Source organism: Nitrosomonas halophila (genome assembly GCF_900107165.1).
GTDB lineage: Bacteria > Pseudomonadota > Gammaproteobacteria > Burkholderiales > Nitrosomonadaceae > Nitrosomonas > Nitrosomonas halophila.
The window spans coordinates 1-12,392 of the sequence record NZ_FNOY01000076.1; the positions used below are offsets into that span (position 1 = coordinate 1).

The 12,392-nt window shown below is 55.3% G+C and carries 10 protein-coding genes and 1 pseudogene; 8 read left to right on the top strand and 3 right to left on the bottom strand.

Going from position 1 to position 12,392, the window contains the following annotated elements; translation table 11 throughout:
* The 5 genes and pseudogenes from BLV85_RS12805 to BLV85_RS12825 form a co-directional block, all read left to right on the top strand.
* A partial coding sequence (locus BLV85_RS12805; protein ID WP_218132843.1) for an AAA family ATPase occupies positions 1-1,482 on the top strand: 1,482 nt, incomplete at its 5' end.
* A 429-nt stretch (positions 1,483-1,911) separates the two neighbouring features.
* The gene (locus BLV85_RS12810; RefSeq protein ID WP_090415637.1) at positions 1,912-2,967 is read left to right on the top strand and encodes an acetyltransferase; all 1,056 of its coding nucleotides are present in this window, start codon (positions 1,912-1,914) and stop codon (positions 2,965-2,967) included.
* Positions 2,952-3,836: a class I SAM-dependent methyltransferase gene (locus BLV85_RS12815; protein ID WP_218132844.1), complete on the top strand. Its 885-nt coding sequence runs from the start codon at positions 2,952-2,954 to the stop codon at positions 3,834-3,836. Before BLV85_RS12810 ends, BLV85_RS12815 begins: the two co-directional genes overlap by 16 nt.
* Before the next feature lie 16 nt (positions 3,837-3,852).
* Positions 3,853-4,098, top strand: a complete 246-nt coding sequence (locus tag BLV85_RS12820; RefSeq protein ID WP_090415638.1) for a LysE family transporter — start codon at positions 3,853-3,855, stop codon at positions 4,096-4,098.
* Positions 4,099-4,226: 128 nt separating this feature from the next.
* Positions 4,227-4,640 (top strand): annotated as a pseudogene (locus tag BLV85_RS12825) (LysE family translocator); the annotation flags it as partial.
* Between the two features lie 85 nt (positions 4,641-4,725).
* Here BLV85_RS12825 and recQ read toward each other — a convergent pair.
* From recQ to BLV85_RS12840, 3 genes are all read right to left on the bottom strand, one after another.
* On the bottom strand, positions 4,726-6,570 hold the full coding sequence (recQ, locus tag BLV85_RS12830; RefSeq protein ID WP_090415640.1) for a DNA helicase RecQ: 1,845 nt from the start codon (positions 6,568-6,570) through the stop codon (positions 4,726-4,728).
* A gap of 278 nt (positions 6,571-6,848) precedes the next feature.
* Positions 6,849-7,523: a lipoprotein-releasing ABC transporter ATP-binding protein LolD gene (gene lolD / locus BLV85_RS12835; RefSeq protein WP_090415641.1), complete on the bottom strand. Its 675-nt coding sequence runs from the start codon at positions 7,521-7,523 to the stop codon at positions 6,849-6,851.
* The gene (locus tag BLV85_RS12840) at positions 7,516-8,763 is read right to left on the bottom strand and encodes a lipoprotein-releasing ABC transporter permease subunit (protein WP_090415642.1); all 1,248 of its coding nucleotides are present in this window, start codon (positions 8,761-8,763) and stop codon (positions 7,516-7,518) included. The genes lolD and BLV85_RS12840 overlap by 8 nt, the downstream gene beginning before the upstream one ends.
* A gap of 223 nt (positions 8,764-8,986) precedes the next feature.
* Between BLV85_RS12840 and BLV85_RS12845 the strand changes: the two genes are divergently transcribed.
* From BLV85_RS12845 to BLV85_RS12855, 3 genes are all read left to right on the top strand, one after another.
* Positions 8,987-10,417 carry a glutamate-cysteine ligase family protein gene (locus BLV85_RS12845; RefSeq protein WP_245725215.1) on the top strand — a complete coding sequence of 477 codons (1,431 nt, stop codon included), beginning with the start codon at positions 8,987-8,989 and terminating at the stop codon, positions 10,415-10,417.
* Positions 10,414-11,427, top strand: a complete 1,014-nt coding sequence (locus BLV85_RS12850; protein WP_090415644.1) for a M14 family metallopeptidase — start codon at positions 10,414-10,416, stop codon at positions 11,425-11,427. The genes BLV85_RS12845 and BLV85_RS12850 overlap by 4 nt, the downstream gene beginning before the upstream one ends.
* A 161-nt stretch (positions 11,428-11,588) precedes the next feature.
* Positions 11,589-12,272 carry a DUF2459 domain-containing protein gene (locus BLV85_RS12855; protein ID WP_090415645.1) on the top strand — a complete coding sequence of 228 codons (684 nt, stop codon included), beginning with the start codon at positions 11,589-11,591 and terminating at the stop codon, positions 12,270-12,272.
* Positions 12,273-12,392: the final 120 nt, after the last annotated feature.

Sequence of the window (12,392 nt, forward strand, 5' to 3'; positions counted from 1 at the left end):
CATCTTCTCAGAGATTGGGCGGGGTGCTCCACTATCACCGGCCATGGTCTTACAAAAGGCGCTTTCGGTTACCCACAAATTCTGCCGAGGAGCCAGAATTCGTTAAATGCCCGATCCATTCTAATGCAATCAGGATTGGTTGAAATACGCAGCAGAAACATAGCAAGCCTTGGCTGTAAACTGGATGTGTTGTCAGACCGCTTTGCGGAAGCATTGTATGCATCCGAAGCTGATCCAGTTATGCTGTTGCGTGATGTGGTCACTCAAAGTGCGCCGGCCGAGCTGGAATTTTCCGACTATGAACATATCGGCGCATCATTGGCTATCCTGCGTCCCTATCTCGAGGTTGCTCTCAGGACCAAAAGAAAAGGTGTCAATATCTTCCTGTATGGGCCATCAGGCACAGGCAAAAGTCAATTGGCCAAAGTCATGGCAAAGGTGTTGAATTGTGAGCTCTTTGAAATCGCTTCTGCTGATGAGCAAGGCGATGCCGTGGAGGGCGAGCAGCGCCTGCGCGCCTTCTGTGCCGCACAGTGTTTGTTTGCGAGAAGCAAGACACTCCTGCTGTTTGATGAAATTGAAGATGTATTTGATGATAAAAGCAGTGTCTTTGGGTACAAGAGTACGGGCCAGGTGCGGAAAGGATGGATCAATCGGGTGCTCGAAGAAAACCCGGTGCCCACTCTTTGGATATCCAACTCACTGAATCTCGATTCAGCTTTCATACGACGTTTCGATCTTGTTCTGGAAGTGCCCGTTCCTCCAAAAAAGAAGCGTGAACAGATTGTCCGGGAGAGTGCTTCCAAACTGCTTGATGCCATGAGTGCGGCCCGTTTTGCTGAATCGGAAGAGTTGGCCCCTGCGGTTGTGTCACGGGCGGTATCGGTGGTTCGTTGCATTCATGAGGGTTTAGAGGCTGCCGATGCAAACAACGCGATTGAATTGCTGATCAACAATACCCTGAAGGCGCAAGGGTACAGTTCTATCCGCAGCAATCAGTCCCGCAAAGTTGCGGGAATCTATGATCCACAATTCATACATGCTGATGTCGATCTTGCCAAGCTTGCAGCAGGGCTTGTTCAAGCAAGAACGGGGCGATTATGCTTGTACGGGCCACCCGGTACCGGCAAAACGGCGTATGGCCATTGGCTGGCTGAGCAAATGGACTGCCCATTATTGGTTAAACCAGCCTCAGAGCTGATCTCAAAATGGGTCGGTGAAAGTGAAAAGAATATCGCACATGCTTTCAGGCAAGCCGAGCAGGAAGAGGCGCTATTGCTTATAGATGAAAATGATAGTTTCCTCCTTGATCGTGTGCAAGCTCAGCATAGCTGGGAAATCAGTATTATTGCTTCCACCAATTTTATCAAGGGAATTGATTGGGCTGCTCTGCGTCGCTTTGATCTCAAGGTAAGGTTTGATTTCATGAAAACCCAGCAGGCGTGGGCATTGTTCTGCCGCTACTGTCAGGAATTAGCCTGACTCACGGCAACAAGAAAAATTGCAGCGCCTGCAGCAGCTGACACCCGGTGATTTTGCAACCGTCATGCGACAAAAATATCTGCGCCCCATCAATTCGCCAGATGAGTTGCTCGCAGCGCTTGAGGCAGAATGTGCGGTGAAAGGCAATGGGAGGTCAACTATGGGCTTTCATTGATAATGGCGGCCCGGGAGATATGGTTCTGGTAGTGGATCATCGTGCATGGTTTTTAGCATTATTTCACTTATATGTGTGCGCTATTTGACCGGGTTAATGGAAATTATAATATATAATCATCTACTTATGGTTTGTTGATAAGCTCTATTTCGCCATTCCAGAGGAGCTGCTTTAGCTGGATGTCATCATGATCTCGTCTTGCTGACATAGGGGAGTCATGAACAAGCCAGTGACGGTCATGGGGATATATCCAAATGCCAAATGATACGAGGTTCAGGAATTACATAACGGCCGATGCCGAAGCACTCATCGCTGTCTATCGCGCTGCGGCTCGTGTGCTTGGGCGTCAGGGGTACACGGAAGAACAAACAAACGCTTGGGCGATGTATCCGGAGGATCCTGCAGCGTTTCGGCGCATGCTGGCGAAGGGGGTTACCATTTGTGCAGTGATTGACAGTGTGCCGGTCGCCTTCGGTCAATTGTATCCCGTGGACCATATAGCGTATATGTATTGTCATCCGGATCACGCACGGTGCGGGCTGGGATCGGCAATTCTCTCGATGCTTGAGGCGCATGCGCAGTCAAAGGGAGTGACGGCACTTCGAGTCGAGGCGAGTGCCGTTGCGCGGCCTTTCTTCGAGCGGTTCGGATTTTGTGTGCTCGAAGTGGAGCGTCCCGTCAGGTATGGCGTGGCGTTCATGCGATTCAAGATGGAAAAGGAATTGGCAAATCAGCAGTTGGGCGGGACCGATAGGGTGGACCCGCTTCCTCTGCTGCCTGGTTCGAGCAATCAGGATTTGGTCATCCGCAAAGCACATCCAGCAGATTGTGAGACGTTATTGGATTGCTGGTTGAGATCCGTTCGGGCGACACATATTTTTGTATCGTCCGACGATATTCAATCCATGATTCCACATGTGCGCAGCTATCTATCTTCCAGTGAGTCCGAGATATGGGTCGCGTGTGATGCTTCTGGGGTCAGCATGGGCTTCATGGGATTATCTGGAAGCAAGATGGAAGCTTTGTTTCTTGCACCGGAATTCCATGGCTGCGGGATTGGACGACAGATGGTGCAGTATGCTCATTCGCTGCACCCGGCGTTGACCGTGGATGTCAACGAGCAGAATACGGCAGCCCGGCAGTTCTATGAAGCGTGCGGGTTCGTCGTGGAGGGGCGCTCGGAAAAGGATGGGCAAGGAAGGGTGTATCCGCTGTTGCACATGCGATTGATTGCACCGAATCACCATGCATTGCAGCAGCCGGTTCGCGAAAACATATCTGCAGTTGAGCGCAAATGCCAAGACCGATAAAGGTATCCCTGCAGCCTGCGTTACATGAAGCCAACCGGCTGTCCTGGAATGCAGCAACACCAGTGCACAACAGCCACAAATATAGTCAGGCTAATTTTTTTCGTGATGGCGGGATGACGCTCTTTCAGGAAGAAAAAGATCCGTTGGGTGATGTGGCTGGTACCCGCTTGCTTCACCTGTTGTGCAACGCGGGCCAGGACACACTCAGCCTGGCTCGCCTGGGTGCCGTCGTTACGGGCGTTGATATCAGTGATGGGGCGATTGCATTTGCCCGGTCCTTATCGGCTGAGACTGGAATATCAGCAACCTTTGAGCGGGCTGATGCATATTCCTGGCTCAAGGAGGCTGGAGAACGTGGAGAAGCGTTCGACATAGTATTTTGTTCGTACGGCGCGTTCTGCTGGCTGTCTGATCTCCCGCTGTTCGCCCACCTTGTCAGGAACGTGCTGACGAATAATGGTCGTTTCATCTGCGTGGAGTTCCATCCTGCTGTGCTGGTGTTCGACAGCGACTGGACACCCTTGTTCGAGTATGGGAGTGGAGCAGAGCCTGTTACATTGCAACAGGGCGTGGAAGATTATGTGGCACAGTCCGGTGTGGGTCTTGCTCCATCTGGTTTGAGCCAGGGGGCGACTTTCTTTTCCAATCCATATCCGGCCTATGAATTCCAGTGGGGACTCGGGGACGTGATTTCATCATTTACAGCTTCCGGGTTGGTGATTCGTCACCTTGAAGAATATTCTTACTCGAATGGATGCAAACTTTTTGACGATATGGCCGGCCTCCCCGGAGGCCGATGGGCCATGCCGGACGGGAGGCCGAAGCTCCCCTTGATGTACGGCTTGGTAGCCGGGAAACACTTGCCTTAACTTGGACATCTGGTGAATGGAACTGAACCTTGGATTCAATGGCATTCTGGCCCTGTTTGTTGCCATGTCGGTGCTGGCGGCAGTACCGAGCGTCAGTGTCCTGGCGGTTTCCGCCAAGTCAGCCAGTTTCGGCTTTGTGCATGGCGCATGCACTGTGGCTGGCATTGTACTGGGGGATATCTTTTTCATTCTGTTTGTTGTTTTCGGGCTGGCGCTGCTTGTTGAGGCGATGGGGCTAGGAGGCTGTCCGAGAATAGACTGATCTACTGCGGACGAACCTGCCAGGCTGGATTTTTCGATCCTTTTCGTTGAATAGAGCAAACTATTCGCCTCAAATGATCGAAAAATCCCGCTCAGCCAGCTTCGCCCTCGCTACGATCGCTATTCTCGGACAGCCTCCTAGCGTTTGTCGCAGTCAAATATCTGGGCGGCGCCTATTTGATTTGGCTCGGTGTCGTGACCTGGCGCACAAGGAGACAGTGGTCCCAGAGTCAGACCAGCGACGATTCCTCGCTGTTGTCGAGCTTCATGACAGGGTTATTGATCACGCTCGGTGATCAGAAAGCAGTTTTATTTTATCTGGGTTTCTTACCAGGTTTTCTGAATCTGTCCAGCCTCTCAGCTATGGACATTGCCATGGTTGCTGCCATCACCGTAATGGCGGTAGGGGGTGTCAAGCTCGCCTATGCGTATGCTGCCAGCAAAGCTGGGCAGATGTGTGTGGGCAATTCCGGCAGAGCGCTGAACACACTGGCCGCGTGCATCCTGTTCATGGCGGGGGGGTGGATCATTATCCGTGTGTAGCGTCACTGCAGAAACAGGACGGGCCTGGCGATCCATTCCGGGCAATGGTTAGATTATTGCCCCCAATGTTTACCAATCTCCGGTTCTAATTGCCCGCATACGCCGCATCCTTCAGTACTTGCAGGAATTGCGCGCCGTAACGGGCCAGTTTCGCTTGACCGACACCGCTGATGTGGCCGAGCGCGTCGAGGTTGGCGGGGCGTTGGTTGAGGATTTCCAGCAGGGTGCTGTCATGGAAAATCACATAGGGGGGCACGCCTTGTTCGCGGGCGAGTTCTGTGCGCTTGGCCTTGAGTGCTTGCCATAACGGATCTTCCGCGACGTTGGCAAAAGCTTCGCGCAATCGCGCTGCTCGTTCGGGGCGGCTGGTGACAGGTTTGGCGGGCTGGGCGTCGTGCCGCAGAAAAACCCTTTGCTCGCCGCGCAGAATCGGGCGTGCGGCCTCGGTCAGGCTCAGTCTCCCAAAGGCTTCCATTTGCACTTGCAACACGCCGGTTGCGACCAGCTGCCGATAGACGCTGCTCCATTGTTGCGCGGTCAATGCCTTGCCGATGCCGTATGTGCTGAGGCGCTGGTGTTGAAATTTTTCCACCTGTGCGGTTTGCTTGCCAAGCAGGACATCAATCAAATGACCAGTGCCGAAGCGTTGCCCGCAGCGGTAGACGCAGGAGAGCGCCATGCGGGCGGCCTCGGTTGCATCCCAGGTTTCAACCGGGTTGAGGCAGTTGTCGCATTGGCCGCAATCGCCGGGATGGGCTTCGCCGAAATAGCGCAGAATCGTCTGGTGGCGGCAAGTGGTGGATTCACAGAAACCCAGCAAGGCATCGAGTTTCTGCCGCTCGACCAGCTTGCGTTCTTCCGGCGCATCGCCCGCATCCATCATCTGCCGCAGCGATACCACATCGCCCAGGCCATAGACCATCCAGGCAGTGGCCGGGAGGCCATCGCGGCCGCCACGGCCGGTTTCCTGGTAATAGCTTTCCATGCTCTTGGGCAAATCGAGATGCGCGACAAAACGTACATTGGGCTTGTCTATGCCCATCCCGAAGGCCACGGTGGCGACCATGATGATGCCCTCTTCACGCAGGAATCTGCGCTGATGCTGGTGGCGTGTGGTGGCGTCGAGCCCGGCATGGTAGGGCAATGCATCCCAGCCGCGGGTTTGCAGCCAGGCTGCGGTTTCCTCCACTTTCTTGCGTGATAGGCAATAGATGATGCCTGCGTCATGGGCATGTTCGGTTTCCAGGAAGGTTTGCAATTGCTGGCGTGGATTGCGCTTGATCGCCACGCGGTAGCAGATGTTGGGCCGATCGAAACTGGCGATGAACTGCTGCGCGTTTTCCAGCGCAAGGCGCTCGACAATTTCCGCGCGTGTGGGGGCGTCGGCGGTGGCGGTCAGCGCGATGCGCGGCACGCTCGGGAAGCGCTGGTGCAGTACGGTTAGTTTGCGATATTCGGGCCGGAAGTCATGTCCCCACTGTGAAACGCAATGGGCTTCGTCGATCGCGAACAGCGCGAGGCCATGCTGTGCCTGCAGGCGCTCCAGCAGGTTCAGGAAGCTGTTGGTCAGCAAGCGTTCGGGGGCCACGTACAGCAGTTTGAGCTCGCCTTGCAGCAGGCGGCTGGAGACTGCCCGCGCGGCGTTGGCGTCCAGGCTGGAGTTGAGGAACTCGGCCTGCACACCGAGCTGGGTGAGCGCTTCGACCTGGTCCTGCATCAAGGCGATCAGCGGGGATATCACGATTGCCACGCCCGGCCGCAGCAAAGCGGGTAGCTGATAACATAATGATTTGCCGCCGCCGGTCGGCATCAGGACCAGCGCATCGCCGCCAGTCGCAACATGCTCGATGATCGCCTGTTGCTTGCCGCGAAAGGCGGTATAGCCAAAGACTTCCTGGAGGATTCTTTGTGCCGCGGGACTAATCGTCATTTGAATGGTCGACGTGGCTGATGTATACGTTGTCGGGTCTCGGATGGGTTAATGCAAAATATCGCATGCATTTTACAAGGAATTGCTACTCGCGGGGCACGGATCTATTGCCTGGGAAGACCGTGTTGGCGGATGGTGATGCAATCCTTCTGCATCACGCCCTTTGGTGTTCGCCATGCGGCAGTCATAGGATGGTGCGCTTGCGCATCATCCGGCCGACGCTAAATTTCGGTTGCCAAAAAAATCTGGCAGATGCCCTTGATCGTTTTTTTCGCCGATTATTGCAAGACACCATCCACCAGTTGCAGAACCCGGTCTGCCCGGCTGGCGAGTTCGGGATCGTGAGTGACGATTACCAATGCCGCGTTGGCCTGGCGATTGAGTTCCAGCATCAAGTCGAATACCCCCCCGGCGGTTTGGCGGTCGAGATTGCCGGTTGGCTCGTCGGCCAGTACACAGGCGGGGCGGGTAACCAGTGCGCGGGCAACTGCCGCGCGCTGGCGTTCGCCGCCGGAGAGCTCGCCGGGGGTGTGCGTGAGGCGATGGCCCAGGCCGACCCGTTGCAGCATTTCTGCTGCCTGTTCCAGGGCATCTGGTTTTTTCACGCGGCGAATGAACAGGGGCATGGCGACATTTTCCTGTGCGCTGAACTCCGGCAGCAGATGATGAAACTGGTAGACAAAGCCGAGGGACTGGTTGCGCAGATGGCCGCGTTCGGCTTCACTGACGCTCGCCAGATTCTTGCCCAGCAACAACACTTCGCCCTGGGTAGGCTGATCCAGTCCGCCCAGTAAATGCAGCAGAGTGCTTTTGCCGGAGCCGGAAGCACCGACGATAGCGACCATTTCACCTGCGCCCAGTTCGAGATCAATGCCATGCAGGACCGGGACTTCGAGCTTGCCCTGAAAATAGCTTTTATAGAGATTTCGGCATGCGATGATGGTTTTATTCATAGCTCAATGCCTCGGCCGGGTTGACTTTGGAAGCGCGATAGCTCGGGTAGAGCGTTGCCAGCAGCGTCAGCACGAATGACACCGCGGCGACCGTGACGATGTCCGCCAGATGGGGGTCGGAAGGAATTTTGCTGATGTAATAGACTTCCTGGGACAGAAATTGAACACTGAATAAATGCTCGATGAAGGCAACAACTTCGCCGACATTGTAGGCCAGCAGAATGCCGCCCAGCAGACCCAGCAGGGTGCCGAAAATGCCGAGCAGGGCGCCCTGAATGATGAATATCTTCATGATGCTGCGCGGGCTTGCTCCCAGCGTGCGCAGAATCGCGATATCCGCCTGTTTGTCGGTTACGGCCATCACCAGTGTGGAGACGATATTGAAGGCGGCCACCGCGATGATCAGGGCGAGAATCAGTGACAGCATGCGTTTTTCGATCTGAATGGCGCGGAAGTAGTTGGCATGTTGCTGGGTCCAGTCGGTGAAGTACAGATCGGGCGTGAGGGTTTCAGCCAGCTCATGAATGACTCGAGTGGACTGGAACATGTCGTGCAGTTTCAGGCGGACGCCGGAAACCTGATTGGGCGCCATGCGATAAAGTTTCTGGGCGTCGGCCAGATGGATCAGCGCGAGCCCGGAGTCGTATTCGAAATGCCCAACCTCAAAGATGCCGGTGACGGTGAACTGCTTCAGGCGCGGCAGTATTCCGGCTGGCGTGACCTGGCCCTGCGGCGAGATCAGCACGATCTTGTCGCCTGGATAAGCGCCCAGGGTTCTGGCCAGTTCGAGCCCGATCACGATGCCGAATTCCCCCGCCGCCAGTTGGCGGAGTTCGCCCGTCACCATCCTGTCGGCAAAATCAGCCACGTTGTGTTCGCTCTCCGGCAGAATACCGCGCACGATCGTCCCGCGCACGACCTGGTTGTATGAAAGCATGCCCTGCGCATCGATGTAGGGTGCTGCCGCCATGACTTGCGGGTGTTGAGCGGCGATTTCCGCAATACCTTGCCAATCAAACAGCCCGCCCTGGAAACTGCTGATCTGGGCATGCGAGGCGACGCCCAGGATGCGTTCACGTACTTCCTTGTGAAAGCCATTCATGACCGACATGACGGTAATCAGGGCTGTCATGCCGAGCGTGATGCCCAGCAGGGATATCAGCGAGATGAATGAAATAAAGTGATTGCGGCGTTTGGCGCGCGTATAGCGCAGACCGATCAGAAACTCATAACTAGCCACGAAAGAGACCTTCTCCGGAGAATCGACAAAGGGGGGAGTATGCCATATCTGATAGGGATCGTTGTGCCATTGATCCCATCCGGGCCGGGATATCGGCTTTGGGCGGCAGGCCCGGGAAGAGTGGTTGCCATAGGGTCAACATGGTATGCTTGCGCTATAGCATGCCTGCCGCTGGCTGACTGCTGTCAGCGGTTTGCGCCTTGTATGAACTGGATTTTACGTATTGGATATCGCTATGGGCCAGGAAATCGCCGCCGATCATTTTCAAGCAGAAGAACGGGCGTTGTTTGATCAGCGGCTGGCTGAGGAAACGGCGTTGTTGCGCAGTGCTCTGGCATCCGGCAGTTTCTCATCCAGCGGTTTTGTCGCAGGATGCGAGCTCGAAGCCTGGCTGATCGACCGCAATCTTTTTCCCGTGCCGAACAATGAAGCCTTTCTGGCGCATCTCGATCATCCCTTGGTGGTGCCCGAGCTTTCCCGCTTCAATGTTGAACTGAACAGCACGCCCCAGGCATTGCATGGCAATGCCCTGCTGCGGATGGAAAGCGAGCTGGAGCAAACCTGGCGCTACTGCATGAAAAAAGCGCATGATCTGGACAACGCCTTGATTCTGATAGGAATTTTGCCGACTGTTCGGGAGCAGGATCTGTGCCTGGCCAACATTTCTTCACTGAATCGGTTTAGCGCGCTCAATACCGAAGTGATCAAGCTGCGCGGCGGGCGGCCGATCCAAATCAACATCAGCGGCGAAGAGCGGCTGGCCTTGTCGCAAATGGACGTCATGCTGGAAGCGGCTGCCACCTCGTTTCAGGTGCACTTGCAGGTGCCTGTGGAAAAAGCCGTGCGCTACTACAATGCCTCACTCATGCTGTGCGCGCCATTGGTCGCGGTCACGGCCAATTCCCCCTTTCTTTTTCAGCACACGCTATGGGAAGAAACACGCATTCCCCTGTTTGAACAGGCGGTCAATCTGGGCGAGCAGGCTGCCGAGCGCGTGACATTCGGTTCCGGCTATCTGGAGTCGAGCGTTTGGGAGTGCTTCGAGGAAAACCTCAAGATGTATGCAGCCTTGCTGCCAATACAGTTTGATACCCCGCCGTCTCGTTTCGATCATCTGCGGCTGCACAATGGCACCATCTGGCGCTGGAGCCGTCCATTGATCGGATTCGACAACGCGGGCCAGCCGCATGTGCGGATTGAACAACGCGTCATGGCGGCCGGCCCCAGTATTCTGGATCAGATTGCCAGCGCGGCTTTTTATTACGGGGCGGTGCATTATCTGGCCGAGCAGATCCGGCCACCGGAAACCGATTTGCTGTTTTCAGCTGCGCATGCCAATTTTTACCGTGCCGCCCAATATGGACTGGAAGCCACGCTTGACTGGCCAGGCGAACAACGTATGGTGAATGCCGCCAGTCTGATTCAGGATGAACTGCTGCCGATCGCGGACTATGGTCTGACCATGCTCGGCATCGATCGGGATTCCCGCCGGCGGTATCTGAACATCATTGAGGCACGCGTGAAATCTCGCCAAACAGGTGCCGCCTGGCAGCGTGCCTACTTGAATGACCATGACCGTAATTTTTTTGACCTGACGGCCAAATATCTGGAGAATCAACGTAGCGGGGCACCTGTGCATGAATGGGGCATATGAATCCGGAATTACGCATTTTGCATGCAGTGCCACCGGCGCTGTTGGCGGCATCCAGTGATGCGCTGCTTGAGTTGCTGGGTGGCCCGACGCTGATTCATCTCGAAGGAGAGCGTCAGGACCGATTGTTCGTTTCCACTTTGCTGCATGGCAATGAAGATACCGGCTGGTTGGCGATCCGAAAGCTGCTTGCCAAATATGCAGCCGTTAGGTTGCCGCGCAGTCTGACGATATTCATCGGCAATGTCGAGGCAGCACGCTGGCGGTTGCGTCGTCTCGATCATCAGCCGGACTATAATCGGATATGGCCGGGCACTTCGAATCCCGAACTACCGGAAAGCGCGTTGATGCGGGCCGTGGTGAACGAAATGGAGGGTTGTCCGCTGTTTGCCAGCGTCGATATCCACAACAATACCGGCACCAATCCGCATTATGCCTGCATCACCTGGCTGGAGGATGCGAACTATTATCTGGCGACCTTATTCAGCCGCACCGTGGTCTATTTCCGGCAACCGCTCGGAACCCAAACCAGTGCCTTTGCCGCTCGTTGCCCCGCAGTCGCCTTGGAGTGTGGCAAGCCGGGCAGCATCGGCAGTGTTGAACATGCACTACAGTTTCTTGAGGCCTGCCTGCATTTACAGGCCTTTCCCGCCCGTCTGTTTCCCAAACACGATATCGACTTGTTCCATACGGTCGCCACGGTTAAAGTTTGTGAGCACACCACATTCGGCTTTGGCCAGGGGCCGGGCGTACTCAAATTCGATCCTGCACTGGACCAGTTGAATTTTCGCGAACTCAAGCCTGGTACCTCGTTTGGTTTGATCGATGGCCATGCCTCGCTGGGTCTGAGGGCGACGAATGGCCACGGGCAGGATGTGACCGAACAGTATTTTGCACGACGTGATAATTTATTGGTGACAAAACGCTTCCTGATGCCGGCCATGCTGACATGCGATGCAAAAATTATCCGTCAGGATTGCTTGTGCTATCTGATGGAGCGCAAGGCTTGCTGAACGCGGGGGCGTATCGCTGCAAGATGCCTTCAGTTGAGGGCAACGCCGGTTTCTTTGCTACACCTGGGGAGTCTGCCACAATGAAACTCCATCGACGTCTTTACCTGGCTGGTTGGTAGTCCCATGATGTCTGTCCCGATTGCGTTCAGAAGTTGGCTTGCATGGCCACCCCGGATGGGGCGGAACATTCTGCGGGGGGGGGGGTGTGGCTGTTATGGATGCTCATCCCTGCCAAGGGCATGACTGCGGAAATGATGCCCACACCCGAGTTGCATCCATGCGAGCTGGTTTACGTGGTCAATCATGGCTTGCATACGGGCATCGTGGTCAAGCGCGAGGACTTGCTGGCGGTGGTGCCGGGATTGTCCAGCGACTGGACCGTCGGGAATTACATTGAAGTGGGTTGGGGCGATGCAAAATACTACCAGGCCCGGAAGACCTCGATTATTCTCGCCATCCGGGCGATGTTCTGGCCAACCGATTCGGTGCTGCATGTGGTTTCGATTCCGGAAACCCCGCACCGTTTTTTTTGGGGTGATGTGACGATCGTCGCGCTTACCCTGCCTCGAGTGGGCTATCAACGCCTATTGGGTTTCATTGCGGAAAGCTTCGACTATGCAGAGGGGCGGCGCATGGTCTCACTCGGGCCGGGCCTGTACGGCAACAGCCGTTTCTATCGTGCCAGGGGATCATTCCACGCTTTCAATACCTGCAATACATGGGTTGCGAGATCGCTTGAAGTTTCTGGTTACCCCATCCGTAGCCGCGGCATCGTGTCCGCCACGGGCTTGCTGTCCCGCCTGCGAACATTCGATCCAACAATGCATTGCTTGCCGGATTATTAAGATAGAGTTCAATGTAATTTTACTCGTAACTATTCAGCGTATTCTTTCTCTCAGTCATTCTGCAACATAAAATCAGGCAGTTTCCCAGCGAAGAGCAGGGAAAGCGCCTCGGAAGCAGAA

Coding starts and splice junctions, on each gene's coding strand:
- BLV85_RS12810 (WP_090415637.1), top strand. CDS start 1,912: ATGCCAAATGATACGAGGTTCAGGAATTACATAACGGCCGATGCCGAA.
- BLV85_RS12815 (WP_218132844.1), top strand. CDS start 2,952: ATGCCAAGACCGATAAAGGTATCCCTGCAGCCTGCGTTACATGAAGCC.
- BLV85_RS12820 (WP_090415638.1), top strand. CDS start 3,853: ATGGAACTGAACCTTGGATTCAATGGCATTCTGGCCCTGTTTGTTGCC.
- recQ (WP_090415640.1), bottom strand. CDS start 6,570: ATGACGATTAGTCCCGCGGCACAAAGAATCCTCCAGGAAGTCTTTGGC.
- lolD (WP_090415641.1), bottom strand. CDS start 7,523: ATGAATAAAACCATCATCGCATGCCGAAATCTCTATAAAAGCTATTTT.
- BLV85_RS12850 (WP_090415644.1), top strand. CDS start 10,414: ATGAATCCGGAATTACGCATTTTGCATGCAGTGCCACCGGCGCTGTTG.
- BLV85_RS12855 (WP_090415645.1), top strand. CDS start 11,589: ATGGCCACCCCGGATGGGGCGGAACATTCTGCGGGGGGGGGGGTGTGG.